The following is a 26,961-nucleotide window of genomic DNA, read 5'->3' on the forward strand; positions in this document are numbered from 1 at the left end:
CCGAAAGGCGCCACCCGATGCCGTTCCTCCTCGCCCACGGCCCCCGCCGGAAGCGGCCCGCTGCCCCGCCCCCGTCCGCCACGCCCCCGCGCCCGGGCAGCCCGGTGGGCGCGGGCAGCCAGGGCGGCTCGGGCAGCCCGGGCAGCGAGTCCGGGCCCAGCCCGCACCGGTCCACGTTCCGCCCCGACATCGAGGGGCTGCGCGCGGTCGCCGTCCTCGCGGTCCTCGCCTTCCACGCCCAGATACCGGGGACCGCGGGCGGCTTCGTCGGCGTGGACGTCTTCTTCGTCATCTCCGGCTACCTGATCACCGGACTCCTGGTCCGGGAGGCGATCACCACCGGCCGGATCCGGCTCGGCGACTTCTTCTCCCGCCGGGCCCGCCGGCTGCTGCCGTCCGCCGCCGTCGTCCTCGCCGCCGTCGCGGTGGCCGGGGCGTGGCTGACCGTACCGCTGCTCCGCGCCGACCTGGAGCAGGACGTCCTCGCGGCAGCGCTGTCCGTCGCCAACTGGCGGTTCGTCTCCCAGCAGACCGACTACCTGGCCGCCGGGCACGGCCAGAGTCCGCTGCTGCACTTCTGGTCGCTCGCCGTCGAGGAGCAGTTCTATCTGTTCTGGGCCCCGCTGCTGGCGGTGATCGTGCTCGTCGCCGCCCGTGCCGTCCGCCGGGGCCGGGCCGTGCGGGCGGTCGTGGCGCTCACCACCGCCGCCGTGGCGCTCGCCTCGTTCGCGCTGTCCCTGCACTGGACGCGGGACTCCGTCTCGCTCGCGTACCTCGGAACCCCCTCGCGGGTCTGGCAGTTCGCCGTCGGCGCGCTGCTGGCACTGCTGCCCTGGCACCTGTTGCGCGGGCCGCGCCCGCTGCGGCTGGCCTGCGGGTGGGCGGGGGCCGCGGCGATCGTCTGGTGCGTCGTGGCGTACGACGCGTCGACCCCGTACCCCGGCTACGCGGCGCTCGTCCCCACCCTGGGCACGGCCGCAGTGATCCTCGCCGCGATCCCGGGCCGGGGCGAGCGCGAGGTCCAAGGTGCCCACGGCGTCGGGCGGTTGCTGAGCGGCCGGGCCCCTCGGGCCCTCGGGCGGCTCTCCTACAACCTCTACCTGTGGCACTGGCCGGTGCTGGTACTCGCCGAGGCGCGCCTCGGAACGCTCGGCTGGCCCGCGAAGACGGCGCTGACGCTGGCCGCCGCGTTGCCCGCCCTCGCCACGATGCGCTGGGTCGAGCAGCCGCTGCGCCGCAGCCGTACGGTCTCCGAACTCCCGCGCCGGGGGCTGGCGGTGGGGATCTCCGCCATCGTCCTGCCGGTCGTGCTCGCGCTGGTCGTCGGCACGACGACCCTGCACCTGGTGGGCCCGGCCACCCCCGTCGACGCCAAGGGCCTCCCGCCCGGCGCGGCCACCGGCCCCTCGCTGCTCGCCCGGGCCGACGGCTCCTCCCTCGCGGACGGCCCGCTGGTGCCGGGACCGGCCCAGGCGCGCAAGGACTTCCCCCCGGACGGGGACTGCCAGGTCGCGCCCGCGGTGACCCGCAGCCCGGAGTGCCTGTTCGGGGCGGTGGACAGCCCCGACCGCGTGGTCCTGCTCGGCGACTCGCACGCCGGGCAGTGGTTCTCCCCGCTGCTCGCGCTGGCCTCCCAGCGCGGCTGGGCGCTCCAGGAGCTGGTGAAGCAGGGCTGCCCGCTACCGCAACTGACGGTGAAAAACCCCCAGTTGGGGCGCGAGTACCGGGAGTGCGACACCTGGCGGGCCGACGCCCTGGACCGGCTGCGTACGGGGCCGAAGCCACGGCTCATCGTGATCGCCTCGCTCGACCGGTACACCGCCGACCGTGAACTCCTCTCCGCCGCCTGGGAGAAGACGCTGAAGCCGCTGCGGGCGACCGGCGCGCCGATCGTGTACATCGAGGACACCCCCGTACCGGGTACGGACATTCCCGCGTGCGTGTCCGGCGCTCCGGACTCCACCGCCGCCTGCGCGTTCAGCCGGGCGGAGGCGGTCCCGACGGACGAACTGGCCCGGCGGATCGCGGCGGGCGCGGTGCCGGGCGTGCGGTCGGTCGGCGTGAACCAGGTGCTGTGCCCGGGGGACGGCCCCACCTGCCCGGCGGTACGGGACCGGGTCCTGCTCTACCGGGACGACGCCCATCTGACGAACGTGGCGGCCATCGTGCTGACTCCCCGGCTGGAGCGGTTGCTGACGGAGTCGGGCGCACTGCCCCCGGCCGCCGCCCCCGCCCCCGCTCCCGCTCCCGCTCCCGCGCCTTCCGCCGCGCCCGGGGCGGACGGCTGGACCGAGCTGCTGCGGGACGACTTCGACGGCCCGGCGAACAGCCGCCCCTCCCCCGCGCACTGGAGCTACGACCTCGGCACCTGCTATCCCGGCTGCCCGGCGCCGCGCTGGGGCACCGGCGAGATCGAGACCATGACCGACTCGACCGACAACGTGCGCCTGGACGGGAAGGGCGTACTGGAGATCGTGCCCACCAGGAAGGGCGGGCAGTGGAGTTCGGGCCGGGTCACGACCGTGCGGTCCGACTTCGCGCCGCCGCCCGGCGGGGTGCTGCGGATCGAGGCGTCGATCGCGCTGCCGGACGTGACGGGACCGAAGGCGGCGGGCTACTGGCCGGCGTTCTGGACCCTGGGCGCGGACCTGCGCGACGGGTACACGGGCTGGCCCGGGGTCGGCGAGCTGGACGTGATGGAGTCGGTCAACGGCCGGGACGCCTTCTTCGGCTCGATGCACTGCGGGGTCCTGGACGACGGCCCGTGCGAGGAGCCCGTGGGGCTGACGTCGGGTCCGCAGGCGTGCGCGGACTGCCGTGGGGCGTTCCGCACGTACGCCGTCGAGGTCGACCTCTCCCCCGGGGCGGAGGAGGTGCGCTGGTATCTGGACGACCGGGTGTACCACCGGGTGCGGGCCGATGCCATGGACGCCGGGACCTGGAAGCGGGCCGTGGACCACGGGGTGTTCCTGATCCTGAACGTGGCAGTCGGCGGCAAGCTGCCGGAGGCCGACGGGGCGACGGTGGGCCCCGCGACCGAGCCGGGCCACCCGATGCGGGTCGACCGGGTCAGGGTCGCGACCAGGGACCGGGCGGCTCCGGCCGGCTGACGGCCCGGAAGGGGGCGGAACGGGGCGGGCCGGAACGGGGCGAGCCGACCACGTCCGGGCCTCAGCCCCAACCCGTAAGGGCCGGCTGACCGGGGCACCCCCGCTGCCCGGCCCTTCACGGGCTGGGGCTGAGGCCTTCGACCGCGAGTGTGAAGAGGCGGCCGGCCTGGGCCGAGGGTTCGGCGTGGTGCTCGGTGGCCAGGGCGATGCCGACGACCAGGGTGATCAGGTCGTGGAAGGTGACGCCCGGCCGGACCGTCCCGTCGCGCAGCGCGCGCCGGAGCAGGGGGGCGGCCGCGCTGTCGAGCACCGCGCCGCAGGAGTGCGGCACGTCGCCGGCGGGCGCGTCACCGGCGGGCACGTCGCCGGCGGGCGTGTCGGTCGGCGGCTCGTAGGTCAGTGCGTCCGCGAACCCCCGGGCGGAGACGGCGTACTCCACGAAGTCGCGCAGCCAGTCCAGCAGGGCGGCGCGGCTGTCCTCGGTCCGGCTCAGCTCTTCCGCGCGCCGGCCGAGGGCCTGGATGCGCTCCTGGAAGACCGCTTCCAGGAGCGCCTGGCGGGTGGGGAAGTGACGGCGCACGGTGGCGGAGCCGACGCCTGCCGTGCGGGCGACCTGTTCGAGGGAGGCGGCGGCTCCGTGCCGGGCGACCTCTGCCTCCGCCACGGCGAGGATGCGGCTGTAGTTGCGGCGGGCGTCCGCGCGCTGACCTGTCACGTTCTCACTCCGGTTGCTAAGTGGTGGGCCCCGCCATATCGTAGCCGGGGAAGAAACGGCGGGCCCCGCCGTTTTACGTTTTCCGGTTTGCGAGGAGACACCCCCATGGCATCACGTACGACCTCTGTCCTGGTCACCGGCGCCACCGGCCGCCAGGGCGGGGCCACCGCCCGGGCCCTGCTGGACGCCGGCATCCCGGTGCGCGCCCTGGTGCGCGACCCGCACACGCGGCGCGCGAAGGACGTCGAGGCGCTGGGTGTCGAGCTGGTGACCGGGGACCTGGCCGACCGGTCCTCGCTGGACGCGGCCTGCGCGGGCGTCCGGTCCGTGTTCTCGGTGCAGATGCCGCCGATGAGCGAGAGCGGCGTCGACTTCGCGGGGGAGCTGGCGCAGGCGACGCACCTGATCGAGGCGGCGCGGGCGGCGGACGTGCCGCAGTTCGTCCAGTCCTCGACCAGCGGGGTCGGCGTGCACACGGAGACCCCCGGCTGGGCGGAGGGGCACTGGGCGGCGATGGAGCCCTACTTCGAGACCAAGCAGGCCATCCTGGAGGCGGTGCGCGGGGCGGGCTTCGCCCGTTGGACCGTGGTCAAGCCCTCGTTCTTCATGGAGAACCTGCCCCAGCTGGCGCCGGACGGCCCCGGCGGCGGTCTCGCGACGGTCATCCGGCCGGAGACGACCCTGGCGCTGGTGGCCTGCGAGGGCATCGGCGCGGCCGTCGCCCACGCCGTACGGGACCCCGACCGCTTCCACGGGGTGGAGCTGGAACTCGCGGGCGACCGGCTCACGATGGAGCAGGTGGCCGGGGTGCTGTCCACCGCGTGGGGCGTGCCGGTGGAGGCCCCGTCCATGGACCTCGACGAGGCGCTCGCCGCGGGGATGCCTCCCTGGGGCGCCGGTCATCTGTGGAGCAACGCCATCACGCAGCCGGCCCGCCCCGAACTCGCCACGGAGCTGGGGATTCCGGTGACCTCGTTCGCCGCCTGGGCGGACCGGCACCTGACGGCGGAGCCCTGACAGCCCAGGGCCGGAGTCCGACGCCGGCGGAGGCCGGACAGCCCCGGCCCCGTAACCGTCCGGGCGGGCCTACGACACCACGGAGAGCACCGTCACCACGGTCACCGTGGAGATCGCCGCCTGGAGGTTGCGGATCGCCTCGCCCACACTCACGCCCGCCCAGTGCCCTTCGGCGATGCGGGCCATGCGCGGGGCGACCTGCTTCTTCGGCAGGCCGGGGAAGGCCTGGGGGTGCATGCCCGTGGCGTGCAGCAGGGCGACGAGGGAGCTGGTTCGGGCGTCCGGCTCGGCCCCGTGCAGCACCGCGGCGGCCAGCCGGTCGCGCAGCTCCCGCTCGACGGTTCCGTCGGCCTCCGGGTAGCGGCGCACGGGGAAGACGCCGAGGGCCCGGTGCTTCTCCTCGGTCACCAGACCGCGGGCGCAGAGGCTCTCCACGACGTCCTGCGAGCCCTTGGCGTGGTCCCGGGTCAGCCAGTCGGTGACCTTGCGGCTGCTGGACGTCCCGTGGACCCAGCGCGTCAGCCGGTCGAGCCGTCCGTCCAGGAGCGGATCGCCCGTCGGGGACGGGTCGAAGACCTCGACGCGGCCGCCCTTCACCGTGACGCGGCCCGCCATGACCAGCTCCAGGAGCATGCCCGCCGCCACGCCCCAGCGGGCGGCGGTCTCCCCCTTCGCGGCGCCGGTCGTGTCGTCCAGCGACAGCAGCATGATCTCTTCGCCCAGTGAGACGGCCATGGCGGGGCTCCCCGACTTCCTTGCGTGCCGACCGGACAGACGCGTGTCGACCGGACAGATGTGTGTCGAACGGAGAGACGCGCGAGCCCCGTCCGAGGTTGCTCAGGAGGCGAAACCGCTGCTCAGGAGGGTTCCGCGGCGGCGAAGGCGCCCCGGGCCAGCCGGTGCAGCAGGGCGGCGGTCACGGCGCGGCCGGGCAGGGTCTCGGGGCGGGCCAGGTGCGGGGTGGAGTTCAGCAGGCCGAAGACGGCGTGCACGGTGACACGGGCCCGGTTCTCGGCCAGCGACGGGTAGAGGGCGCGGACGACGCCGACCCAGACCTCGACGTACTCGCGCTGGAGCCGGCGCACCCGCTTGCGGTCCGTGTCGCGCAGCCGGTCCAGCTCGCGGTCGTGGAGGGTGATCAGGGGGCGGTCGTCGAGGGCGAAGTCGATGTGGCCCTCGATGAGCGCGTCCAGAAGGGCCTCCGGGGAGCCGTCGCCCCGGGCGGCGTCCTCCGACACCCGCATCCGGCCGCCCGCCAGCAGCCGTTCGCTGATGCCCACCAGGAGCTCGGCGAGCATCGCGTCCTTGCCGGGGAAGTGGCGGTAGAGACCGGGACCGCTGATCCCGACGGCAGCGCCTATCTCGTCGACGCCGACGCCGTGGAAGCCGCGCTCGGCGAAGAGGCGGGCGGCCTCCCGGAGGATCTGCTCGCGGCGGGTGGGGGCCGCGACACGGGAGGAGGCATGGGTGCTCATGAGGATTCATTCTAGACAGGGTCGTTAGCGCTCGTTAACCTGAGGGAAACGCGTTAACGATCACTAACAGCGGCGACAGCGGCTGTTGACTCTCGCGGTACGGGCAAGGGGGCTCGACACGATGCAGCAGGCACCGGTCCTGGCGAGCGCGGCCGATCCCGCCTCGGAGGCCTGGCAGGCCAACGAGGCGGCTCATCGCGCGCTCTCCGACGAGCTGGCGGGACGCCTCGCCACGGCACGGCTGGGCGGGGGTGAGAAGGCGCGGGCCCGCCACGAGGCGCGCGGCAAGCTGCTCCCCCGGGACCGGGTGGACACCCTCCTCGACCCGGGTTCGCCGTTCCTGGAGCTGGCCCCGCTGGCCGCCGATGGGCTGTACGGGGGCGCCGCCCCGGCCGCCGGGGTGATCGCCGGGATCGGGCGGGTGAGCGGCCGGGAGTGCGTGATCGTCGCGAATGACGCGACCGTCAAGGGCGGCACGTACTACCCGATGACCGTGAAGAAGCACCTGCGCGCCCAGGAAGTGGCCCTGGAGAACCGTCTCCCCTGTCTCTATCTGGTCGACTCGGGCGGCGCGTTCCTGCCGATGCAGGACGAGGTCTTCCCCGACCGGGACCACTTCGGCCGGATCTTCTACAACCAGGCCCGGATGTCCGGGGCCGGCATTCCGCAGATCGCGGCGGTGCTGGGCTCCTGCACGGCGGGCGGGGCGTACGTCCCGGCGATGAGCGACGAGGCCGTCATCGTCCGCGACCAGGGCACGATCTTCCTCGGCGGCCCGCCGCTGGTGAAGGCCGCCACCGGCGAGGTCGTCACGGCGGAGGAGCTGGGCGGCGGCGTGGTCCACTCCCGTACGTCGGGGGTCACCGACCATCTCGCGGAGGACGACGCGCACGCGCTGCGGATCGTCCGCAACATCGTCGCGACCCTCCCCGACCGCGCCCCGCTCCCCTGGTCGGTCGAGCCGGCCGAGGAGCCGAAGGTGGACCCGGCCGGGCTGTACGGCACGGTCCCGGTGGACTCCCGCACCCCGTACGACGTGCGCGAGGTCATCGCCCGGGTGGTGGACGGCTCGCGTTTCCAGGAGTTCAAGGCGGAGTACGGGCAGACGCTGATCACCGGCTTCGCCCGCATCCACGGCCACCCGGTCGGGATCGTCGCGAACAACGGGATCCTGTTCTCCGAGTCGGCCCAGAAGGGCGCGCACTTCATCGAGCTGTGCGACCAGCGGGGCATCCCGCTCGTCTTCCTCCAGAACATCTCCGGCTTCATGGTCGGCCGGGACTACGAGGCGGGTGGCATCGCCAAGCACGGCGCGAAGATGGTCACGGCCGTGGCCTGCACCCGCGTGCCGAAGCTGACGGTCGTGGTCGGCGGTTCGTACGGCGCGGGCAACTACTCGATGTGCGGCCGGGCCTACAGCCCCCGCTTCCTGTGGATGTGGCCCAACGCCAAGATCTCGGTGATGGGCGGCGAGCAGGCCGCCTCCGTGCTGGCCACCGTCAAGCGCGACCAGCTCGGCGACGACTGGAGCGCCGAGGACGAGGAGACGTTCAAGGCCCCGATCCGCGCCCAGTACGAGACCCAGGGCAACGCCTACTACGCGACCGCCCGGCTCTGGGACGACGGTGTGATCGACCCCGTGGACACCCGGCAGGTCCTGGGCCTCGCGCTCACGGCCTGCGCCAACGCCCCGCTGCCCCAGAAGGACCCGGCCGGGCCCGGCTTCGGCGTCTTCCGGATGTGAGGAACAGATGACGATGTTCGACACCGTTCTGGTCGCCAACCGCGGCGAGATCGCGGTCCGGGTGATCCGGACCCTGCGGGAGCAGGGCGTGCGCTCGGTCGCGGTCTTCAGCGACGCGGACGCGGACGCCCGGCATGTACGGGAGGCGGACACGGCGGTCCGGATCGGCCCGCCGCCCGCCGCCGAGAGCTATCTGAACGTGGCGGCGCTGCTCGACGCGGCCCGCCGCACCGGCGCGCAGGCCGTGCACCCCGGTTACGGGTTCCTGGCGGAGAACGCCGGCTTCGCCCAGGCGTGCGCGGACGCGGGGCTGGTCTTCATCGGCCCGCCCGCCTCCGCGATCTCCCTCATGGGCGACAAGATCCGGGCCAAGGAGACGGTCGCGGCGTACGGGGTCCCGGTCGTGCCCGGCTCCTCCGGAAGCGGTCTGACCGACGCCCAACTGGAGGACGCGGCACGGGAGATCGGCACCCCTGTGTTGCTGAAACCGAGCGCGGGCGGTGGCGGCAAGGGCATGCGCCTGGTCCGCGACGCGGCGGTGCTGGCGGAGGAGATCGCGGCGGCCCGCCGTGAGGCGCGGGCCTCCTTCGGCGACGACACCCTCCTCGTGGAGCGGTGGATCGACCGGCCGCGCCACATCGAGATCCAGGTGCTGGCCGACACCCACGGCAACGTGATCCACCTCGGCGAGCGCGAGTGCTCGCTCCAGCGCCGCCACCAGAAGATCATCGAGGAGGCCCCTTCGGTCTTCCTCGACGAGGAGACCCGGGCGGCCATGGGCGAGGCGGCCGTGCGGGCGGCCCGCTCCTGCGGGTACGCGGGCGCGGGGACGGTGGAGTTCATCGTGCCGGGCGACGACCCGGCCTCGTACTACTTCATGGAGATGAACACCCGCCTCCAGGTCGAGCACCCGGTCACCGAGCTCATCACCGGCGTGGACCTGGTGGAGTGGCAGCTGCGGGTGGCGTCCGGCGAGCGACTGCCGTACGCGCAGGAGGACATCACCCTCACCGGCTGGGCGATCGAGGCCCGCGTCTGCGCGGAGGACCCGGCCCGGGGCTTCCTGCCCTCCGGCGGTACGGTGCTGGCGCTGCGCGAGCCGCAGGGCGGCGGGGTGCGGACGGACTCGGGCCTCAGCGAGGGCGTGCCGGTGGGCAGCCTGTACGACCCGATGCTGTCGAAGGTCATCGCGTACGGCCCCGACCGCGCGAGCGCGCTGCGCAAGCTGCGGGCGGCCCTGGCGGACACGGTGATCCTGGGCGTCCCGACCAACGCGGGCTTCCTGCGCCGCCTGCTGGCCCACCCGGACGTGGTCTCCGGCGACCTGGACACCGGGCTCGTGGAACGCGAGGCGGAGGGCCTGGTGCCGGACGGGGTGCCGGACGAGGTGTACGCGGCGGCCGCGGCGGTCCGCCGGGAGGCGCTGGAGCCCCGGCCGGACGCGGGCGGCTGGACGGACCCGTTCTCGGTGCCGAACGGGTGGCGGACGGGGGGCCTGCGGGCCCCGCTGCTCTTCCCGCTGCGGGTAGCGGGAGCTGAACCCGTCACTCGCTGCGCTCCGGCCTCCGCGACGGTCACGGCCGGCCGGGTCACGGTCGAACTCGACGGCACGGTGGGCCACTTCCACCGCTCCGGGGACTGGCTCGGCCGCGACGGCGACACCTGGCACGTCCAGGACCACGATCCGGTGGCGGCGTCCCTGAGCGGGGCGGGCCGGAGCGGGGCGGACACCCTGGCGGCCCCGATGCCGGGCACGGTCACGGTGGTGAAGGTCGCCGTCGGGGACGAGGTCGAGGCGGGGCAGAGCCTGCTCGTGGTGGAGGCGATGAAGATGGAGCACGTGATCTCCGCCCCGCACGCGGGGACCGTCACCGAGCTGGACGTCACGGCGGGTGCGACGGTCGCGATGGACCAGATCCTGGCGGTGGTGGTCCCCGTCGCGGCCGCTTCGGCTCAGGAGGGCTCATGACCATGCGCACGCTCCCCATGGAGGTCCCGGCCACCGGGCTGCCGATCCGGGTCCGTATCCACGAAGTGGGCGCGCGGGACGGCCTCCAGAACGAGAAGGGGACCGTCCCGACGGAGGTGAAGGCGGAGTTCATCCGCCGCCTGGCGGTGGCCGGTCTGACCACGATCGAGGCGACGAGCTTCGTGCACCCGAAGTGGGTGCCCCAACTGGCAGATGCGGAAGCCCTGTTCCCGCTCCTCGGGGATATCGCGGACGTGGGTGACGTCTCCCTCCCGGTCCTCGTGCCGAACGAACGCGGGCTGGACCGGGCGCTGGCGCTCGGGGCCCGGTCGATCGCGGTGTTCGGCTCGGCGACGGAGACGTTCGCCGCCCGCAACCTGAACCGGACCGTGGACGAGTCGCTGGCCATGTTCGAGCCGGTGGTGGCCCGCGCCAAGGCGGAGAAGGCTTATGTGCGCGGCTATCTGTCGATGTGCTTCGGCGACCCGTGGGAAGGCGCGGTGCCCGTGGCACAGGTGGTCCGGGTCGCGAAGGCGCTGATGGAGCTGGGCTGCGACGAGCTGTCGCTGGGCGACACGATCGGGGTGGCGACGCCGGGCCACGTAACCGCCCTGCTGACAGCGCTGAACGAGGCGGGTGTGACGACCCCCGTCATCGGCGTCCACTTCCACGACACGTACGGCCAGGCACTGTCCAACACCCTGGCCGCGCTCCAGCACGGGGTGAGCACGGTCGACGCCTCGGCGGGCGGCCTGGGCGGCTGCCCGTACGCGAAGAGCGCCACGGGCAATCTCGCCACCGAGGACCTGGTCTGGATGCTCGACGGCCTCGGCATCGAAACGGGCGTCGACCTGGCCGAGTTGACCGCCACCAGTGTCTGGCTCGCCGGACACCTGGGCCGACCGAGCCCATCCCGCACGGTCCGCGCCCTGTCCCCTTCCTCTTCCCCCTCCCACAAGGAGTGAGCCACACCATGTCCCTGGACCACCGGCTGACCGCCGAGCACGAAGAACTGCGCCGCACGGTCGAGGCGTTCGCCCACGACGTGGTCGCGCCGAAGATCGGCGACTTCTACGAGCGCCATGAGTTCCCGTACGAGATCGTGCGCGAGATGGGCCGCATGGGCCTGTTCGGCCTGCCGTTCCCGGAGGAGTACGGCGGCATGGGCGGCGACTACCTGGCGCTCGGGATCGCCCTGGAGGAGCTGGCCCGGGTCGACTCCTCGGTGGCGATCACCCTGGAGGCCGGGGTCTCGCTGGGCGCGATGCCGCTGCACCTGTTCGGCACGGCGGAGCAGAAGCGGCAGTGGCTGCCGAAGCTGTGCGCGGGCGAGGCGCTGGGCGCGTTCGGCCTGACCGAGCCGGACGGCGGCTCGGACGCGGGCGGCACCCGGACGACGGCGGTCCTGGACGAGGCCACGAACGAGTGGGTGATCAACGGCTCGAAGTGCTTCATCACCAACTCCGGCACGGACATCACCGAGTTGGTGACGGTGACGGCCGTGACGGGCCGCAAGGAGGACGGCCGTCCCCGGATCTCCGCGATCATCGTCCCGTCCGGCACTCCCGGCTTCACGGTCGCCGCCCCCTACTCGAAGGTCGGCTGGAACGCCTCGGACACCCGGGAGCTGTCCTTCGCCGACGTCCGCGTCCCGGCGGCGAACCTCCTGGGCGAGGAGGGCCGGGGCTACGCACAGTTCCTGCGGATCCTCGACGAGGGCCGGGTCGCGATCTCGGCGCTGGCCACGGGCCTGGCCCAGGGGTGCGTGGACGAGTCGGTGAAGTACGCGGCCGAGCGCCACGCGTTCGGCAGGCCGATCGGCGCGAACCAGGCCATCCAGTTCAAGATCGCCGACATGGAGATGCGCGCGCACATGGCCCGGGTGGGCTGGCGCGACGCGGCGTCGCGGCTGGTGGCGGGCGAACCCTTCAAGAAGGAGGCGGCGATCGCGAAGCTGTACTCCTCGACGGTCGCGGTGGACAACGCCCGGGAGGCGACGCAGATCCACGGCGGCTACGGCTTCATGAACGAGTACCCGGTGGCGCGGATGTGGCGCGACTCGAAGATCCTGGAGATCGGCGAGGGGACGAGCGAGGTGCAGCGGATGCTGATCGCACGGGAGTTGGGGCTGCCGGGCTGATCTGCCGCCCGATCCCCCGATCGCTGCCGCCCCGGCCGCCGTGGATGTACTTACGGCGGCCGGGGCGGGTCGTGTCAGCGGGGAGTCACCCGTCGCCATCCGGCGGCACGAGGTCGGGGCACAGCGAATGCCCGCGCTTGCAGGGCGGCCACCGGAGGGCGGCGCCGGGGACGAGGTCGGCGTCGATGCCACCCTGGCCGGGGCCGGTATTCGGGACGATGAGGACTCCGTCGCTGCCCAGGTCTCTCATGAGTCGAGAGAGATACTGCCGCCCGCCACTGCTCTCCGTCATCACAAACCCAGCCCTTCAGTCCTAGGACTACGACTATCAGTGACGCCACTGTGACTCATAGTCCCAGGACTGTCAAGCTGCTCAGTGCTGTGTTTGACTGCTCCTGTTGAGAGGAGCTACGCATGGCGCCCAAGTGGCGAGACCTGGCCGACAAGCTGGCCGAACGCATCAGAAGCGGCGAGTACGCACCAGACCAGCAGTTGCCGCACATCCGGGATCTCGTGGCAAGAGGCGAGGGCTCCAAGTCAACGGTCCATGCGGCGTACAAGGCGTTGGAGGCGGAAGGCCTGGTCACTTCCTCGCGCGGTCACGGCACTGTCGTACGACCGCCGGCCGCCCTCAAGCGGCTGGGCATCGACCGCTATGACAAGGCGAAGTGGCGCGACGGCGACGAGGTCGCCTTCATCGCCGACCGTGTCGCCTCGGGGCGACCTCACAACCGTGGTGACCAGACGCAGACGGTCAACCGCGTCGAGGCGACAACAACGGTTGCCGTCGCCCTTGGCCTGCGGCCGGGATCAGATGTGTACGCACGGGCTCGCCTGGTCAAGGAGAATGGCCGTCCAACCCACACCATGACCAGCTACTACCGCCCCGAACACGTCGAGGGAACACGCCTCGTCGACCCGGCGCCCGGCCCTGCGGGCCGTGGTGGAGGGTTCCGCGTCCTGTACGACGCCGGGTACGAGATCGACCACATGCGCGAGGACCTCTTCGCCCGCTCCGCGACACCGGAAGAGGTCAAACTTCTCCAACTTCCGAGCGGCGAGGCCGTGGTAGAGCTCCATCGAACCACCTTTACCGCAGACGGAACAGTGGTCGAGTTCGCCATCGGTGTACACGCGGCATCCAGGTTCCGGTGGACGTACGAGTTCGCGGTACCGGACTCCGCGCGAAGGAAGGACGGTGCAACATGATCTCCAACCAGTCCTGGTCGGACGCCCGGCAGGTGTGGAATCACCACCTCATGCACCACACCCCCCGCCCCTGCTCGGTCATCGTCGGGCTGGGCAGCCATGACCTCGGGGTGGCCGACATGTCGGCGGGGTTCTACCTGCGCGGGCTGGCCCCCGTCATCGTGTTCACCGGCTCGACCAGCCCCACCACTCGCGAGCGCATGCCGCGTGGCGAGGCCGTGCACTACCGGGAGCGGGCCGTCGAGCTGGGCGTGCCGGTGTCCGCCGTGCTGGTCGAGCCGAATGCCCGCAACACCGGTGAGAACATCCGCTTCTCGCGGGCACTCCTCGAAGAGGCCGGGGTGAACGTGGAATCCGTCCTGCTGGTCAGCAAGCCGTACGAGGAGCGGCGGGCGTACGCCACGACCCGCAAGCTGTGGCCGGGTGTCGACATCGTGAGCGCTTCGAGTCCGATGACCTTCGAGGAGTACGTGGACTCCATCGGGGACGACCGGATGGTCGTCGACATGCTCGTCGGGACCCTGCAACGGCTGCTCGTCTACCCAGCGCAGGGGTTCACGATCGAGCAGCCCGTCCCGGACGAGGTCGCGGAGGCCTACGAGCGGCTGGTCGCGGCCGGGTTCACGAGTCGTCTGATCCGGCAAGGTACGGCCTGACACCCCGCCTCCGGCTCCTCGAACAGCCCTCGACGCAGCGCAACGAGTAGGCAACTACCTGCACTTCCGCGGCGAGCGGACGACCGGAGGACGGCAGGATGCCGCGCAGCCCGTGCCGGAGGGCTCGGCCTCAGCGCCAGGCGTGGCGGATCTTCAGCCGGCCGTATCCCAGCGCCCCCGAGAAGCGGATGCGCGGCGCGCCGGGGCGGGCCGGCTGCCGGGGCCTGTAGCGCAGGTCCTTCCAGCCGGTCGTCAGGCCCTCGGCCTCGACGATCGCGTCGCGCGGGACCGTGATGCTCGCGTTGCCCGTGCCGAGGCTCAGCTCGATGTCGACGACCGGGTGTTCGATGACCGCCCGGGACAGGTCCAGGCGCACCCGCCCGAAGGCGGACTCGACCTTGAGGACGCGGGGGACCCGCCATGCGCCACGCCGCGTGATCCGCCCGCCGGCGGCGGCGATCGTCGCCGTGGCGCCCGGGTCCTCCGCCGGGAGCGATTCCAGGGCCGCCGCGAGCTCGCCGTGCGTCGTGGCGGCCAGCACCCGGCCGAGGCGCTCGTCCATCTCCTCGTGCGCGATGTGCTCAGCGGCGTACGCCTCCCGCACGCGCCGCACGGCGCTCTCGCGGTCGTCTTCGCCCACGCGCGAGGCGGCGTTTCCCTGGGGTGAGGTCACCGCTTCACTCTAATGCGGCCCCGGCCCCCCGGACACGGGTGAAGACCCGCGGTCTCAGGAGACCGGCACCTCGGCGTCCTTGCGGGAGTCGTAGTCGGCGCGGGCCCTCGCGATCTCCTGCTGATGGGTCTCGGTCCAGTCGACCAGGGACCTGATCGTCGTGTGCAACGTCGCGCCCAGCTCCGTCAGTTCGTACTCCACGCGGGGCGGGACGACGGGGTAGACCGTGCGCCGCACCAGGCCGTCGCGTTCCAGCTGGCGCAGGGTCACCGTCAGCATGCGCTGGCTGATGCCCTCGATCAGCCGGCGCAGCTCGGAGAAGCGCAGTGTGCGGCGTTCCAGGTGGGCGATGGCGAGGAGCGACCACTTGTCCGCGACGCGGTCGAGGATCTGCCGCACCTCGCATCCCTCGCGGACGTCCCACTGGCTGATGTCGTAGTCCTGACCGGCTCCGGTATCCGCGCAGTTACTCGGTGACTTCGAAGTGCCTTCTTCCATACCTCCCCACGGTGCCGCAAGCTTCGAGTGGTTACAAGAGGGAACCGACCAGCACTTTGGTAACTCGCCGCTCTTGCAAGCATCTTGAGATCCCTGCACGCCAAGCCCCCTTCAAACGACTGCTGTTGCAGTTGCCTCGCCATGCCCATGCGTCCGCGTACAAGGAGAAGTCCCGTGTCCTCATCACCATCCCTTTCGGAGCCGTCCCCGTCGAGTGCGCGCGGTGACCGCATGACCGGTCGCGCCTGGGGCGTGCTGTTCGTCCTGTGCGGGGCGATCTTCCTGGAGGGCATCGATGTGGCCATGCTCAACGTGGCCCTGCCCGCGATCCGGGACGATCTGGATCTGTCCACCGGCACGCTCCAGTGGGTGATGAGCGCGTACGTCCTGGGCTACGGCGGTTTCATGCTGCTGGGCGGGCGGGCGGCCGACCTGTTCGGCCGTCGCCGGATGTTCGTCCTCTGGCTCGTGGTGTTCCTGCTCTTCTCCGGCCTGGGCGGGCTGGCCACCGAGGGCTGGATGCTGGTCGTCGCCCGCTTCGTGACGGGGATCGCCGCGGCCTTCATGACCCCGGCCGGCCTGTCGATCATCACCACCGGCTTCCCGGAAGGGCCGCAGCGCGACAAGGCCCTGCTGGTCTACGCGGGCACCGCCGCCGGGGGCTTCTCGATCGGCCTGGTCGTCGGCGGGCTGCTCTCCGCCATCGACTGGCGCTGGGTGTTCTTCGCCCCGGTCGTCCTCTCGTTCGGCATCCTCCTCGCCGCGCTCGCCCTCATCCCCGCCTCGCCCCGGCCGGAGCGCGGCGGGCAGGGCGTCGACCTGGGCGGGGCCCTCACCGTCACCGCCGGGATCCTGCTGCTCGTCTTCGGCGTCGAGCGGGCCACGCACGTCCCGGCCGTCTGGACCGTCGGCACGATCGGCGCGGCCCTGCTCCTCTTCCTCGCGTTCGTCCTGATCGAGCGTGCCTCGTCCTCACCGCTGGTGCGCCTGGGTCTCCTCCGCGGCGGGGCGCTGGTCCGCGCCAACGTGTCGGGACTGCTGTTCGCCGCCGGGTTCTTCGGCTTCCAGTTCATCGCCGTGCTCTACCTCCAGGAACTGCGCGGCTGGTCGTCCCTGCAGACCAGCTTCGCGCTGATCGTGATCGGCGTGGACGCGGTCCTCTCGCCGCTCCTCACCCCGAGGCTGGTGGCCCGGTTCGGCAACGCCCGGGTCATCTTCGGCGGGCTGCTCGTCGCGTCGCTGTCGTACGCCCTGTTCCTGCCGATCGCCGCGGACTGGACGTACGCGGCGATGTTCCCGGGCCTGCTCCTCCTGGGCGTGGCCTTCTCCCTGGTCTACGGGCCCCTCACCATCGTGGCCACCGGCGGCATCGCCGAGGAGGAGCAGGGGGTGGCGGGCGGGCTGCTCTACACGTCCTTCCAGTTCGGGGCCGCACTGGGGCTGTCTGCGGTGGCGGCCGTCAACATCGGTGCCACAGACGGAACTTCGCCCGACGCCCTCCTCGACGGGTACCGGGCGGCCCTGGTCGTCCCGCTGGCCGCCGCCCTGACCGCCGCCGCCGTCAGCGCGTTCGGCCTCCGCGCCCGGCGGCCGGCGGCGACGGGCGGGCCCTCCTCCAGCGACGGCGGTCGGGGCGGCGCGGCATCCCCGGGCGGGGACGACGCCGCGGGCGGCGTCGAGCGGCCCGCCGCGATCGGCGCCTGAACGCGGCGGGGGAAGGGTGGGGGCGGCCGGGTGGAGCCGGTCGCCCCCATCGCCGTCCGCCGCTCCCCGTATTGCGGTCGACACCGCTCGTGCGCGTCCGGCAGAGTCGCTTCATGGACCTCATCGACCTCCGGCACTGGCCCCTCTACAGGCTCCGCCTCCGTACACCGCGCCTCGAACTGCGACTGCCCGGCCTCGGGCTCCTGGACGAAATGGCCTCGGTGGCGGCCCACGGGGTACACGGCCCGGACCGTATGCCCTTCAGCGTGCCGTGGACCGACGGGACCCCCGACGAGGTGGGCCGGGCGGTGTTCCAGCACGTGCTGGGGACCGTGGCCGACTGGTCCGCACAGGACTGGACGCTCAGCCTGGCCGTCCTCCACGAGGGAGAGGTCATCGGGCGGCAGGACCTGATGGGGCGGCGGTTCGGGGTGAGACGGCAGGTTGAGACCGGGTCGTGGCTCGGGCTCCCGTACCACGGCCAGGGTCTCGGTACGGAGATGCGCGCCGCCGCCCTCCACCTCGCGTTCGCCGGGCTCGGCGCGCGGTACGCGGTCTCCGCCGCCATGACGGACAACCCCCGTTCGTTCAGGGTCTCGCGGCGGCTCGGATACCTGGACGACGGTCTGGAGACGGATGTCGTACGTGGGGTTCCCGTCACTCTGCGGCGACTGCGCCTGGACCAGGCCCGGTGGGAGGCGCACCGGAACGTGGACGTGGCCGTGGAGGGACTCGACGCCTGCCGGGCGGAGTTCGGGGTGTGAGCGGATCGGCCGGAGCACCGGAGCGGAGGCGGGCATGACACCATCCCTTCGAGCAAGGGTGGCTGACCTTCCTTCGGATCGCCCCAGTCGGAAGCCGGGCCTGTCCGTCCGCCGCTCCGGCCCGTCCCGGAGGAGCCCCCGTTGACGCCGACGACCGCCGCCGCCCCCGAAGTCGCCCCGTTCACCACCGTCGTGACGGCCGTCGGGCCGGAGGTCGGGTTCCACCCCAGGGTGAGCCGGAAACCCGCTACCGGATGACCTCGAAGCCCTGACGAGGAGGCCGCGCGACCTGACCCGCCCCCACGTCCGGCGGTCATCGGTGTGATGCGAGAACTCGGCCTTCAGGTGGTACGAACCGGATCACAGGAAACTAGCCCTGCCGTTCCAGCCATTCCGAAATCACCTGGTTGGTTTCTTCTGGCCTTTCCTCCTGGATCCAGTGACCGCAGTCCAGGCCGACCACTTCCACGTTGGGCACGAACTCTGCCAGTCTTTCGAATCTCGGGATCGCGAAGTCCTGGTCGCCATAGATCATGAGGGCGGGCTGCTTGATGATCGGGTCCGCGTCCGCCAGTCGGTGCCAGTTGCGGTCGAGATTCCTGTACCAGTTGATGCCGCCCGTGAATCCAGACGTCTCGAACGCGGAGACGTAGACGGCCAGATCACTGTCGCTCATGATGGGCTCACCGAGTGGTGTTTCCGCTTTGGCGAGGTTGATGAATGCCATGCCCGGCTCAGGGGGCGCGGGGGGCACGTTCTTCCGGTAGAGGTTGCGGAGGAACTGGGAGGCATTGGCGTCAAATGCGGCGTCCGCGACGCCCGGCTGCCGGTTGAAGTGGACGAAGTAGAAGTCGCCGCCGAGGAAGGTTTCCATGACCTCGATCCACGGCGCTTCTCCGCGCTCCTGGTAGGGCAGGCTCAGGTTGATCAGCTTGTTCACCCGGTCGGGGTGCAACAGGGTCAGTCCCCAGACGACGAACGCACCCCAGTCATGGCCGACGAACGTGGCGTCCTCGTAGCCATAGTGGTCCAGGAGCGCGACGAGGTCACCCGTCAGGTGTTCGATGTCGTAGTCCGTCACCTCGGTCGGGCGGGATGAGTTGCCGTAACCCCGCTGGTTCGGTGCGATGACGTGGTGGCCAGCCGCCGCGAGGACGGGCATCAGGTGACGCCAGGAGAAGGCGTGCTCCGGCCAGCCGTGGCAGAGCACGATGGGCTTGCCCTTGTTTTCCCGGCCTGCCTCGAAGACTTCCAGCTCCACACCGTTGACCTGGATGAGGGTGGACTCGGGAAATTCCGCTTGATTGAACACTGCATTTCCTCTCTGAGGGCGCGCTCGCTGGCGACATGACCTCCTCGATGAGGCCATGTCGCCAGCTTGCTACTCAAACCGGTCACCTTGTGACCGGTTTTTATGAGAGTTTTGTCAGTATGCGATCCGATCGGCTGGTGGCCCTACTCCTCTTGCTCCAACGGCGCGAGCAGGTGACAGCCGCGGAGGTCTCCCGAGAACTGGACGTCTCCGAGCGCACCGCCCGCCGTGACCTCGACGCCCTGGCCATGGCCGGGGTGCCCGTGTACTCCGTACAGGGCCGAGGTGGCGGCTGGCGCCTGGTGGGCGGTGCTCGTACCGACCTGTCCGGGTTGACCGCCAGTGAGGCACGCGCCCTGTTCCTGGCTGTCGGTCCGGCCTCGGACGCGACGCCGGCGATGAAGGCAGCTCTGCGCAAGCTTGTCCATGCTCTACCGAAACCCTTCCGGGTACAGGCTGAGGCAGCGGCGGCGTCGCTGGTCGTAGACCCGCAGCGATGGGGGGCGAGCCGGATCGAGCACCGGCCGCCCCGCTTCCTCGACGAACTCCAGGAGGCGGTGATCAGCGGCGTCCAGGTGTCGCTCGGTTACGTCGACAGCAAAGGCGTCGAAACCCGGAGAACCGTCCACCCGCTGGGCATCGTCGCCAAAGGTCCTGTGTGGTACCTCGTCTCCAACACCGAGACCGGCCGACGGGTCTTCCGGATCGACCGCGTGTCGTCCGCCGACCCGACCGGCGACCCTGTGCACCGACCCGGGGACTTCGACCTTGCCGAGAGCTGGAATGAGATCGCCGAAGAGGTCGATCGCAAACGAACGCCGCTGGAGGTCCAGGCGGTATGCGCACCCGGCGGGACAGGCATACTCCGGATGGCGCTCGGCGACCGGCTCGACGTGGGAGGTTCCACGACCGATGGCCGCATCGAGGTCGTGATCCGGGGCCCCAATGAGTACATCCTCGCCGGCGAGCTCTCCGGGCTGGTCGAATGGGTCGAGGTGACCGGCCCTCCGAGTGTCCGAGACCGCCTGGCCTCGATCGGCAACGCCCTCGTCGAGCGATACGGCCGGCAGCGCACCAGCGGAGACCTTCACCCGTCTTGAAGCGTATGAGGCAGGGCTTCGAGAACAGTTCCGCTCAGTAGGGTCGGTTTGTCGTTCCGGCAGTCGCCTGGTCACGAGCCGGCGGGTCTGCCGGCCCGGCTCGCTGCGGGTGGACCGTATCTCGTGCCGGGCCGGCATCGCCACGCACTCGGCGCGCTTCCGGGGTCGAGGCCGCGACGGGCGGCCGGCCCAGCGGAATCACGGTGACGGTGAGGTGACGGCCGCCACCGGGGGTGGCCCGGCCGAGGTTCACCCGTTCCGGTGGTCGCGCCCGGAATCACCGCCCGACGACGCCGGGCCGCCCATGATCGGCCCGGTGATCACCCACCGCGCATCCCCCGCCTCCGGGCACCAGGGGGGTCGGGCCGTCAAGGTCGGCGTGGCTGTAACGGTGACACGTAGCGATATGCGTAACTCTGAGTCATGGAGCGCGAGAAGCGCGAGCCATGCGAAGTGTTTTCCCCTGGAGGCGAAAGAGTGTCACGTCAGCGTCTGAGGCTGGGAGTACTGGCCCTTGCGGCCCTGGTTCTGTCAGGTCCGGCGGTTGCCCCGACCGCGGCGGTAACCTCCTGGCCGGTCACAGCGAGCATCCACGGGCAGGCCGTCCTGGCGGGCCCGTCGGCCGACGAGGACCCGGGCTTCCTCAAAAGGCGTCAGAAGGCACAGGCCGAGGGGCTCATCGACGCCGACGGCAGAGTCCCGGGAAGCCAGAGCGAGGGGGGCCGCGCATGGCCACACGATGACACGGGATACCGCGTCCAGCCCCGGGATCTGGAATTCCTCGGGCTGACGCAGCAGCAGGTCAGGTGGTGGCGCCGCTATCAGGCACCGTTGGGCACGACTCCCCACCAGTTCCAGCGCATGTCGGCTTCCCTGTACAGGGTCCTGTGCGCCTCCTGCGAGCGCCCCCAGGACTATGACGTACGGCTCCAGGGATCATGGGCGTTCTTCTTCTCGGGCCGCCACAAGGACTTCCCGACCGAACGGGACCTGGCAGGGCAGCCGGTGGCGCTGGCGAGGTTCCAGGAGTGGATGGGCTCCACGCCTCCCGCCGAGCGCCCGGCGCGCCGCCCGTTCGGCGCGTTGCACAGACTGGGGATGCTCGACGAGAACGGGAAGCCGTTCGGACCCAGCGACGGGGACTTCCAGATCTCGTCCGACGTCATGGTGGCCGAGGCCCGGGAGGCGTGGGACGAGTTGAAGAGCACGGGGAAGCTCAGCGACGAGGACCTCCGCAAGGGATTCATCCATCAGAAATTCAACTTCGTCAACCGGACCGCGGTCCAGGAGGCCTTCCCGGACCTCGAGAAGTGGGCGACCGTCTGGGAGGAGCGGCTGGGCCGGGCCATCGCGCCGTCGCTGTTCCCCAGCTCCGGACCTCCCGACACGTCTCAGAAGGGGAACGGGATCTCCGCCCACTTCCGGAACTCCGACTGGGTGGTGACGAACCCGCCGAAGCACTGACCCGGCTCCGTCCCGGCATGCGGGACGCGGTCACGCTCCGGACCTGCATGCCTTACCCGCGCAGACGGCCGCCGCCGCTCCCACTCCGACGGGAGCGGCGGTGGCCGTTTGCGCGAAGTTGGCCGCGAGCGTCGGCTTCAAGGGCCGCCGAGGGGGTGGGGGGAACGCCGGATTACGGGTTAGGTTAGGCTCACCTTACTTCGGCATCGCGCCCTCGTCCCCCCTTCCTGCCCGGAGGGCCGCGATGAAGTTCCCCTCACCCGGGAGGACCCCCATGCGTTCGCACCTGCTCAACAACACGACCGCGGAGCACTATCGGAGAACCGTCTCCGCAGGAGTGGAACGGGTCGCGGCCACGCTCGCCGCCACCGAGCGCCCCTTCAGCGGGATCGGTGTCGACGAGCTCTCCCCCGTCATCGACGCGATCGACCTCGACCGGCCGCTGAACGACGCGGCCGCCGCCCTCGACGAACTCGGCGAGGTCTACCTCCGTGACGCCGTCTACTTCCACCACCCCCGCTACCTGGGTCACCTCAACTGCCCGGTCGTCATACCCGCCGTGCTCGGCGAGGCCGTGCTCTCCGCGATCAACTCCTCCCTGGACACCTGGGACCAGAGCGCGGGCGGCACCCTCATCGAGCGCCGGCTGATCGACTGGACCACCGAGCGGATCGGGCTCGGCCCGGCAGCCGACGGCATCTTCACCAGCGGCGGTACGCAGTCCAACCTCCAGGCCCTTCTGCTGGCGCGGGAGGAGGCGAAGGTCCGGCCGGAGCACTTCACCCGGCTGCGGATCCTCACCTCCGAGTGCAGCCACTTCAGCGTGCAGAAGTCCGCAAAGCTCCTCGGCCTCGGACCGGACGCCGTCGTCTCCGTCCCCGTCGACCGCGACAAGCGGATGCGGACCGTGGCCCTCGCCCGCGCCCTGGAGCGTTGTGCCGCCGAGGGGGCCGTCCCCATGGCCGTCGTCGCCACCGCCGGCACCACGGACTTCGGCTCCATCGACCCGCTGCCCGAGATCGCCGCGCTCTGCGAACAGTTCGCCGTCTGGATGCACGTGGACGCCGCGTACGGCTGCGGGCTGCTCGCCTCCCGTGAGCGGGGCGGGCTGCTCGAAGGCATCGCCCACGCCGACTCGGTCACCGTCGACTACCACAAGTCCTTCTTCCAGCCGGTCAGTTCATCGGCGCTGCTGGTCCGTGACCGGGCGACCCTGCGGCATGCGACGTACCACGCGGAGTATCTGAACCCGCGCCGGATGGCCGAGGAGCGGATACCCAACCAGGTCGACAAGTCGCTCCAGACGACCCGCCGGTTCGACGCGCTCAAGCTCTGGATGACGCTGCGCGTCATGGGCGCGGACGGCGTCGGCGAACTGTTCGACGAGGTCTGCGACCTGGCCGCAGAGGGGTGGCAGCTGCTCGCCGCCGACCCACGCTTCGACGTCGTCGTCGAGCCGCAGCTCTCCACGCTCGTCTTCCGCTGCGTCCCGCCCGGTGTCACCGCCCCCGACGAGATCGATCGCGCCAACCTCCACGCCCGCAAAGCGCTGTTCGCCTCCGGTGAGGCCATCGTCGCGGGCACCAAGGTGGGCGAGCGCCAGTACCTGAAGTTCACCCTGCTCAACCCCGAGACGACCGTGCACGACATCGCCGCGGTCCTCGATCTGATCTCCGGCCACGCCGAGAAGTACCTGGGAGACTCCGTTGACCGCGCTTCCTGAACCCCACGACTTCATCGGGATCGGGCTCGGCCCGTTCAATCTCGGACTGGCCTGCCTGACCGAGCCGATCGACGAGCTGAACGGCGTCTTCCTGGAGTCCAAGCCGGACTTCGAGTGGCACGCCGGGATGTTCCTCGAAGGGGCCCATCTCCAGACGCCGTTCCTGTCGGATCTGGTCACGATGGCCGACCCGACCTCGCCGTACTCGTTCCTGAACTACCTCAAGGAGCGCGGCCGGCTCTACTCCTTCTACATCCGGGAGAACTTCTACCCGCTGCGGACCGAGTACAACGACTACTGCCGCTGGGCCGCCGCGCGACTGAGCAGCATCCGGTTCGGCCGGACCGTCGAGACGGTGACGTACGACGAGAGCACCGGGCTGTACACCGTGCGCACCGCCTCCGGCGAGCTGTTCCGCTCGCGGCACCTGGTCCTCGGCACCGGCACCCCGCCGCACATACCCGACGCCTGCCAGGGACTCGGCGGCGACTTTCTGCACAACTCACGCTATCTGGAAGGGAAGGCGGAGCTCCAGAAGAAGAAGTCGATCACCCTGGTCGGCAGCGGGCAGAGCGCGGCGGAGATCTACTACGACCTGCTCTCCGAGATCGACACGTACGGCTACCGGCTCACCTGGGTCACCCGCTCCCCGCGGTTCTTCCCGCTGGAGTACACCAAGCTCACGCTGGAGATGACCTCACCCGAGTACATCGACTACTTCCACGCGCTGCCCGAGGAGACCCGCTACCGGCTGGAGACCGGTCAGAAGGGGCTGTTCAAGGGCATCGACGGGGAGTTGATCGACGCGATCTTCGACCTGCTCTACCAGAAGAACATCGCCGGCCCTGCGCCGACCAGGCTGCTGACCAACTCGGCCCTGCTCAGCGCGCGTTACGACGCGGAGGGCGGCGCGTACCGTCTGGGGCTGCGCCAGGAGGAGCAGGGCAAGGACTACTCGCTCACCACGGAGGGCCTGATCCTCGCCACCGGATACCGGTACGAGGCACCCGCCTTCCTCGCGCCCGTCACCGGGCGGCTGCGCCACGACAGCCGGGGCCGCTTCGACGTGGCCCGCAACTACAGCATCGACACCACCGGGCGCGGGATCTTCCTCCAGAACGCCTCGGTGCACACCCACTCGATCACCTCGCCCGACCTCGGCATGGGCGCCTACCGCAACGCGTACATCATCGGCGAGCTGCTCGGCCGCGAGGTCTACCCGGTCGAGAAGTCCATCGCCTTCCAGGAGTTCGCCGTATGAGCCGCCCCGACAAAAGCTGCCCCGACAAAAGCCGTCCCGACGGACTCGGCCCGGACGGACTCAGCCCCGACGGACTCAGCCCGGACGGACTCGGCCCCGACGGACTCGGCGTCTTCGCCGTCCGCCCGCTGGACCCCGCCGCCGACGCCGCACTGGTGCACGGCTGGGTGACCCACCCCAAGGCCGCTTTCTGGCTGATGGGCGACGCCGGGCTCGCGGACGTGGAGCGGGAGTACCGGTCCATCGCCGCCCACCCGCACCATGACGCGTTCATCGGGCTGCACGACGGCGAACCCGCCTTCCTGATCGAGAGCTACGACCCCACCGAGGTCGAGCTGAAGGGGCTGTACGAGGCGGAGCCCGGCGACGTCGGCATGCACTTCCTGGTCGCCCCCACCGACACCCCGGTGCACGGCTTCACCCGGGCCGTGATCACCGCCGTGCTGGATTTCCTGTTCGCCGACCCGTCGGTGCGCCGGGTCGTCGTCGAGCCCGACGTCACCAACAGCGCCGTACAGACCCTCAACAAGGCCGTCGGCTTCGAGGTGCTCCGGGAGATCGCCAAACCGGAGAAGGACGCCCTGCTCAGCGCCTGCACCCGTGCGCAGTTCGAAGCAGCAACCGGAGGTAACGACCGATGACGAGCGCCCTCACCGACAGTGTCGCCCACCTCTCCCCGGGGCGCTGGGCCACCGCAAACCGACTGCTGGTGCGCAAAGCACTGGCGGAATTCAGCCATGAACGGCTGCTGGCCCCCACGCCGCTCGGCGACGGCCGCTACACCGTCCGTAGCGACGACGCCTCCACCGAGTACCGTTTCACCGCGCGCCTCTTCGCCCTGGACCACTGGCAGATCGACGCCGGAAGCATCACCCGGCACCGGCATGACTCCGAACTCCCCCTGGATACACTGGAGTTCCTCATAGAGCTGCGGCACACCCTCGGGATATCCGCGGAGGTCCTCCCGGTCTATCTGGAGGAGGTCTCCTCCACCCTGGCCGGAACCGCCTACAAACTCACCAAGGAACCGGCGACCTCCGGCCAGCTCGTCGCCGCCGGCTTCCAGGCCATCGAGACCGGGATGACCGAGGGCCACCCGTGCTTCGTCGCCAACAACGGGCGGCTCGGCTTCGGCGTGGACGAGTACCGGGCGTACGCCCCCGAGACGGCCTCGGAGGTCCGGCTCGTCTGGCTGGCCGCCCACCGGGACCGGGCCACCTTCACCGCGGGCGCCGGCCTCGACCACGAAGCGCTGGTCAAGGGTGAGCTGAGCGAGGCGACCCGGGAGCGGTTCGACGGCACGCTGCGCGGGCTCGGCCTCGATCCGGGCGACTACTACCTGCTGCCCGTCCACCCCTGGCAGTGGTGGAACAAGCTCGCGGTCAGCTTCGCCGGAGAGCTGGCGGCACGGCGTCTGGTGGTGCTCGGCGAGGGCGAGGACGGCTATCTCGCCCAGCAGTCGATCCGCACGTTCTTCAACACCGACCACCCGGAGAAGCACTACGTCAAGACGGCGCTGTCGGTCCTGAACATGGGCTTCATGCGCGGTCTGTCCGCCGCGTACATGGAGGCCACTCCCGCGATCAACGACTGGCTGGCCGGTCTGATCGAGCGCGACGACCTGCTGCGCGGCGCCGGGTTCTCGATCATCCGGGAGCGGGCCGCCATCGGCTACCACCACCGGTCCTACGAGGCGGCCACCGCCAAGGGCTCCCCGTACCGGAAGATGCTGGCCGCCCTGTGGCGCGAGAGCCCCGTGCCCGGCCTCCGGTCCGGCGAGCGGGTCGCGACGATGGCCTCGCTGCTCCACACCGACCACGAGGGCGGCTCGGTGGCCGGGGCGCTGATCGCCGAGTCCGGCCTGGAGCCGCGGGTGTGGCTGCGTCGCTACCTGGACGCCTATCTGGTGCCGGTGCTGCACAGCTTCTACGCCTACGACCTCGTCTACATGCCGCACGGCGAGAACGTGATCCTGGTCGTGGAGGACGGTGTCGTCACGCGCACGATCTTCAAGGACATCGCCGAGGAGATCGCGGTGATGGACCCGGACGCGGTGCTGCCGCCGCAGGTCGAGCGGATCCGGGTCGAGGTCCCCGAGGACATGAAGGCGCTGTCGGTCCTCACCGACGTCTTCGACTGCTTCTTCCGCTTCCTGGGCGCGGGGCTGGACACCGAGGGCGTCCTGGACGAGGACACCTTCTGGCGGACGGTCGCCGCCTGTGTGCGCGACTACCAGGCATCGGTGCCGTATCTCGCAGACAAGTTCCAGCGGTACGACCTGTTCGCGGCGGAGTTCGCACTCTCCTGCCTCAACCGCCTCCAGCTGCGCGACAACCAGCAGATGGTCGACCTCAACGACCCGGCCGGAGCACTCCAGTTGGTGGGCATCCTGAAGAATCCGATCGCCGGGTTCTGAGCCCGGCCGCC

The 26,961-nt window shown here is 71.1% G+C and carries 23 protein-coding genes; 16 read left to right on the plus strand and 7 right to left on the minus strand.

Features of this window, described 5'->3' with window-relative positions; all coding sequences use genetic code 11:
• Positions 1 to 17 precede the first annotated feature (17 nt).
• On the plus strand, positions 18 to 3,110 hold the full coding sequence (locus tag ACH4KB_RS34020; RefSeq protein WP_398070369.1) for an acyltransferase family protein: 3,093 nt from the start codon (positions 18 to 20) through the stop codon (positions 3,108 to 3,110).
• A 115-nt stretch (positions 3,111 to 3,225) separates the two neighbouring features.
• Here the strand turns inward: ACH4KB_RS34020 and ACH4KB_RS34025 are convergent, their stop codons facing one another.
• Entirely contained in the window at positions 3,226 to 3,825 is a 600-nt protein-coding gene (locus ACH4KB_RS34025) for a TetR/AcrR family transcriptional regulator (RefSeq protein WP_398070307.1), read from the minus strand.
• A gap of 105 nt (positions 3,826 to 3,930) precedes the next feature.
• Here ACH4KB_RS34025 and ACH4KB_RS34030 point away from each other — a divergent pair, with 105 nt between their 5' ends.
• Positions 3,931 to 4,842 (plus strand): NmrA family NAD(P)-binding protein, encoded by a 912-nt coding sequence (locus ACH4KB_RS34030; protein WP_398070309.1) that lies wholly within the window; start codon positions 3,931 to 3,933, stop codon positions 4,840 to 4,842.
• Positions 4,843 to 4,911: 69 nt separating this feature from the next.
• Here ACH4KB_RS34030 and ACH4KB_RS34035 read toward each other — a convergent pair whose 3' ends face one another.
• Positions 4,912 to 5,577 (minus strand): GPP34 family phosphoprotein, encoded by a 666-nt coding sequence (locus ACH4KB_RS34035; protein ID WP_398070311.1) that lies wholly within the window; start codon positions 5,575 to 5,577, stop codon positions 4,912 to 4,914.
• A gap of 122 nt (positions 5,578 to 5,699) precedes the next feature.
• Positions 5,700 to 6,317, minus strand: coding sequence for a TetR/AcrR family transcriptional regulator (locus tag ACH4KB_RS34040; protein WP_398070313.1), 618 nt, complete (start codon positions 6,315 to 6,317; stop codon positions 5,700 to 5,702).
• A gap of 121 nt (positions 6,318 to 6,438) precedes the next feature.
• On the opposite strand from ACH4KB_RS34040, the gene ACH4KB_RS34045 reads away from it, so the two are divergent.
• The 4 genes from ACH4KB_RS34045 to ACH4KB_RS34060 are packed head-to-tail and all read left to right on the plus strand — an operon-like array spanning position 6,439 to position 12,170.
• Positions 6,439 to 8,061: a carboxyl transferase domain-containing protein gene (locus ACH4KB_RS34045; RefSeq protein WP_398070315.1), complete on the plus strand. Its 1,623-nt coding sequence runs from the start codon at positions 6,439 to 6,441 to the stop codon at positions 8,059 to 8,061.
• 7 nt (positions 8,062 to 8,068) lie between these two features.
• On the plus strand, positions 8,069 to 10,030 hold the full coding sequence (locus ACH4KB_RS34050; protein ID WP_398070317.1) for an acetyl-CoA carboxylase biotin carboxylase subunit: 1,962 nt from the start codon (positions 8,069 to 8,071) through the stop codon (positions 10,028 to 10,030).
• A complete protein-coding gene (locus tag ACH4KB_RS34055; protein WP_398070319.1) occupies positions 10,027 to 10,995 on the plus strand; it encodes a hydroxymethylglutaryl-CoA lyase in 969 nt (322 codons plus the stop codon). Before ACH4KB_RS34050 ends, ACH4KB_RS34055 begins: the two co-directional genes overlap by 4 nt.
• Before the next feature lie 8 nt (positions 10,996 to 11,003).
• Entirely contained in the window at positions 11,004 to 12,170 is a 1,167-nt protein-coding gene (locus ACH4KB_RS34060) for an acyl-CoA dehydrogenase family protein (protein WP_398070321.1), read from the plus strand.
• An 85-nt stretch (positions 12,171 to 12,255) separates the two neighbouring features.
• Here the strand turns inward: ACH4KB_RS34060 and ACH4KB_RS34065 are convergent, their stop codons facing one another.
• Complete coding sequence (locus tag ACH4KB_RS34065; protein WP_398070323.1) at positions 12,256 to 12,462, minus strand: hypothetical protein; 207 nt, start codon at positions 12,460 to 12,462, stop codon at positions 12,256 to 12,258.
• A 122-nt stretch (positions 12,463 to 12,584) separates the two neighbouring features.
• Between ACH4KB_RS34065 and ACH4KB_RS34070 the strand changes: the two genes are divergently transcribed.
• Positions 12,585 to 13,379, plus strand: a complete 795-nt coding sequence (locus tag ACH4KB_RS34070) for a GntR family transcriptional regulator (RefSeq protein WP_398070324.1) — start codon at positions 12,585 to 12,587, stop codon at positions 13,377 to 13,379.
• Positions 13,376 to 14,035 (plus strand): YdcF family protein, encoded by a 660-nt coding sequence (locus tag ACH4KB_RS34075; RefSeq protein ID WP_398070326.1) that lies wholly within the window; start codon positions 13,376 to 13,378, stop codon positions 14,033 to 14,035. Before ACH4KB_RS34070 ends, ACH4KB_RS34075 begins: the two co-directional genes overlap by 4 nt.
• 130 nt (positions 14,036 to 14,165) lie before the next feature.
• Here ACH4KB_RS34075 and ACH4KB_RS34080 read toward each other — a convergent pair whose 3' ends face one another.
• Together ACH4KB_RS34080 and ACH4KB_RS34085 are read right to left on the minus strand one after the other, a co-directional pair.
• Positions 14,166 to 14,708, minus strand: coding sequence for a DUF1707 domain-containing protein (locus tag ACH4KB_RS34080; RefSeq protein WP_398070328.1), 543 nt, complete (start codon positions 14,706 to 14,708; stop codon positions 14,166 to 14,168).
• A gap of 54 nt (positions 14,709 to 14,762) precedes the next feature.
• Positions 14,763 to 15,206 (minus strand): winged helix-turn-helix transcriptional regulator, encoded by a 444-nt coding sequence (locus tag ACH4KB_RS34085; RefSeq protein WP_398070330.1) that lies wholly within the window; start codon positions 15,204 to 15,206, stop codon positions 14,763 to 14,765.
• Between the two features lie 231 nt (positions 15,207 to 15,437).
• Between ACH4KB_RS34085 and ACH4KB_RS34090 the strand changes: the two genes are divergently transcribed.
• Positions 15,438 to 16,910 carry an MFS transporter gene (locus ACH4KB_RS34090; protein WP_398070332.1) on the plus strand — a complete coding sequence of 491 codons (1,473 nt, stop codon included), beginning with the start codon at positions 15,438 to 15,440 and terminating at the stop codon, positions 16,908 to 16,910.
• A gap of 113 nt (positions 16,911 to 17,023) precedes the next feature.
• The gene (locus ACH4KB_RS34095; RefSeq protein ID WP_398070334.1) at positions 17,024 to 17,674 is read left to right on the plus strand and encodes a GNAT family N-acetyltransferase; all 651 of its coding nucleotides are present in this window, start codon (positions 17,024 to 17,026) and stop codon (positions 17,672 to 17,674) included.
• 370 nt (positions 17,675 to 18,044) lie between these two features.
• On the opposite strand, the gene ACH4KB_RS34100 is transcribed toward ACH4KB_RS34095, so the two are convergent.
• Positions 18,045 to 18,986, minus strand: coding sequence for an alpha/beta fold hydrolase (locus ACH4KB_RS34100; protein ID WP_398070336.1), 942 nt, complete (start codon positions 18,984 to 18,986; stop codon positions 18,045 to 18,047).
• A gap of 119 nt (positions 18,987 to 19,105) precedes the next feature.
• Between ACH4KB_RS34100 and ACH4KB_RS34105 the strand changes: the two genes are divergently transcribed.
• The 6 genes from ACH4KB_RS34105 (at position 19,106) to ACH4KB_RS34130 (ending at position 26,950) form a co-directional block, all read left to right on the plus strand.
• Positions 19,106 to 20,086, plus strand: a complete 981-nt coding sequence (locus tag ACH4KB_RS34105) for a helix-turn-helix transcriptional regulator (RefSeq protein ID WP_398070371.1) — start codon at positions 19,106 to 19,108, stop codon at positions 20,084 to 20,086.
• A gap of 423 nt (positions 20,087 to 20,509) precedes the next feature.
• Positions 20,510 to 21,550, plus strand: a complete 1,041-nt coding sequence (locus ACH4KB_RS34110; protein ID WP_398070338.1) for a hypothetical protein — start codon at positions 20,510 to 20,512, stop codon at positions 21,548 to 21,550.
• A gap of 274 nt (positions 21,551 to 21,824) precedes the next feature.
• Positions 21,825 to 23,273, plus strand: coding sequence for a pyridoxal phosphate-dependent decarboxylase family protein (locus ACH4KB_RS34115; protein WP_398070340.1), 1,449 nt, complete (start codon positions 21,825 to 21,827; stop codon positions 23,271 to 23,273).
• Positions 23,257 to 24,534, plus strand: a complete 1,278-nt coding sequence (locus ACH4KB_RS34120; RefSeq protein WP_398070342.1) for a lysine N(6)-hydroxylase/L-ornithine N(5)-oxygenase family protein — start codon at positions 23,257 to 23,259, stop codon at positions 24,532 to 24,534. Before ACH4KB_RS34115 ends, ACH4KB_RS34120 begins: the two co-directional genes overlap by 17 nt.
• Positions 24,531 to 25,175: a GNAT family N-acetyltransferase gene (locus ACH4KB_RS34125; RefSeq protein ID WP_398070344.1), complete on the plus strand. Its 645-nt coding sequence runs from the start codon at positions 24,531 to 24,533 to the stop codon at positions 25,173 to 25,175. The genes ACH4KB_RS34120 and ACH4KB_RS34125 overlap by 4 nt, the downstream gene beginning before the upstream one ends.
• A complete protein-coding gene (locus tag ACH4KB_RS34130; RefSeq protein ID WP_398070346.1) occupies positions 25,172 to 26,950 on the plus strand; it encodes an IucA/IucC family protein in 1,779 nt (592 codons plus the stop codon). The genes ACH4KB_RS34125 and ACH4KB_RS34130 overlap by 4 nt, the downstream gene beginning before the upstream one ends.
• Positions 26,951 to 26,961: the final 11 nt, after the last annotated feature.

Source organism: Streptomyces sp. NPDC017520 (genome assembly GCF_044329855.1).
Taxonomy (GTDB): Bacteria; Actinomycetota; Actinomycetes; order Streptomycetales; family Streptomycetaceae; genus Streptomyces.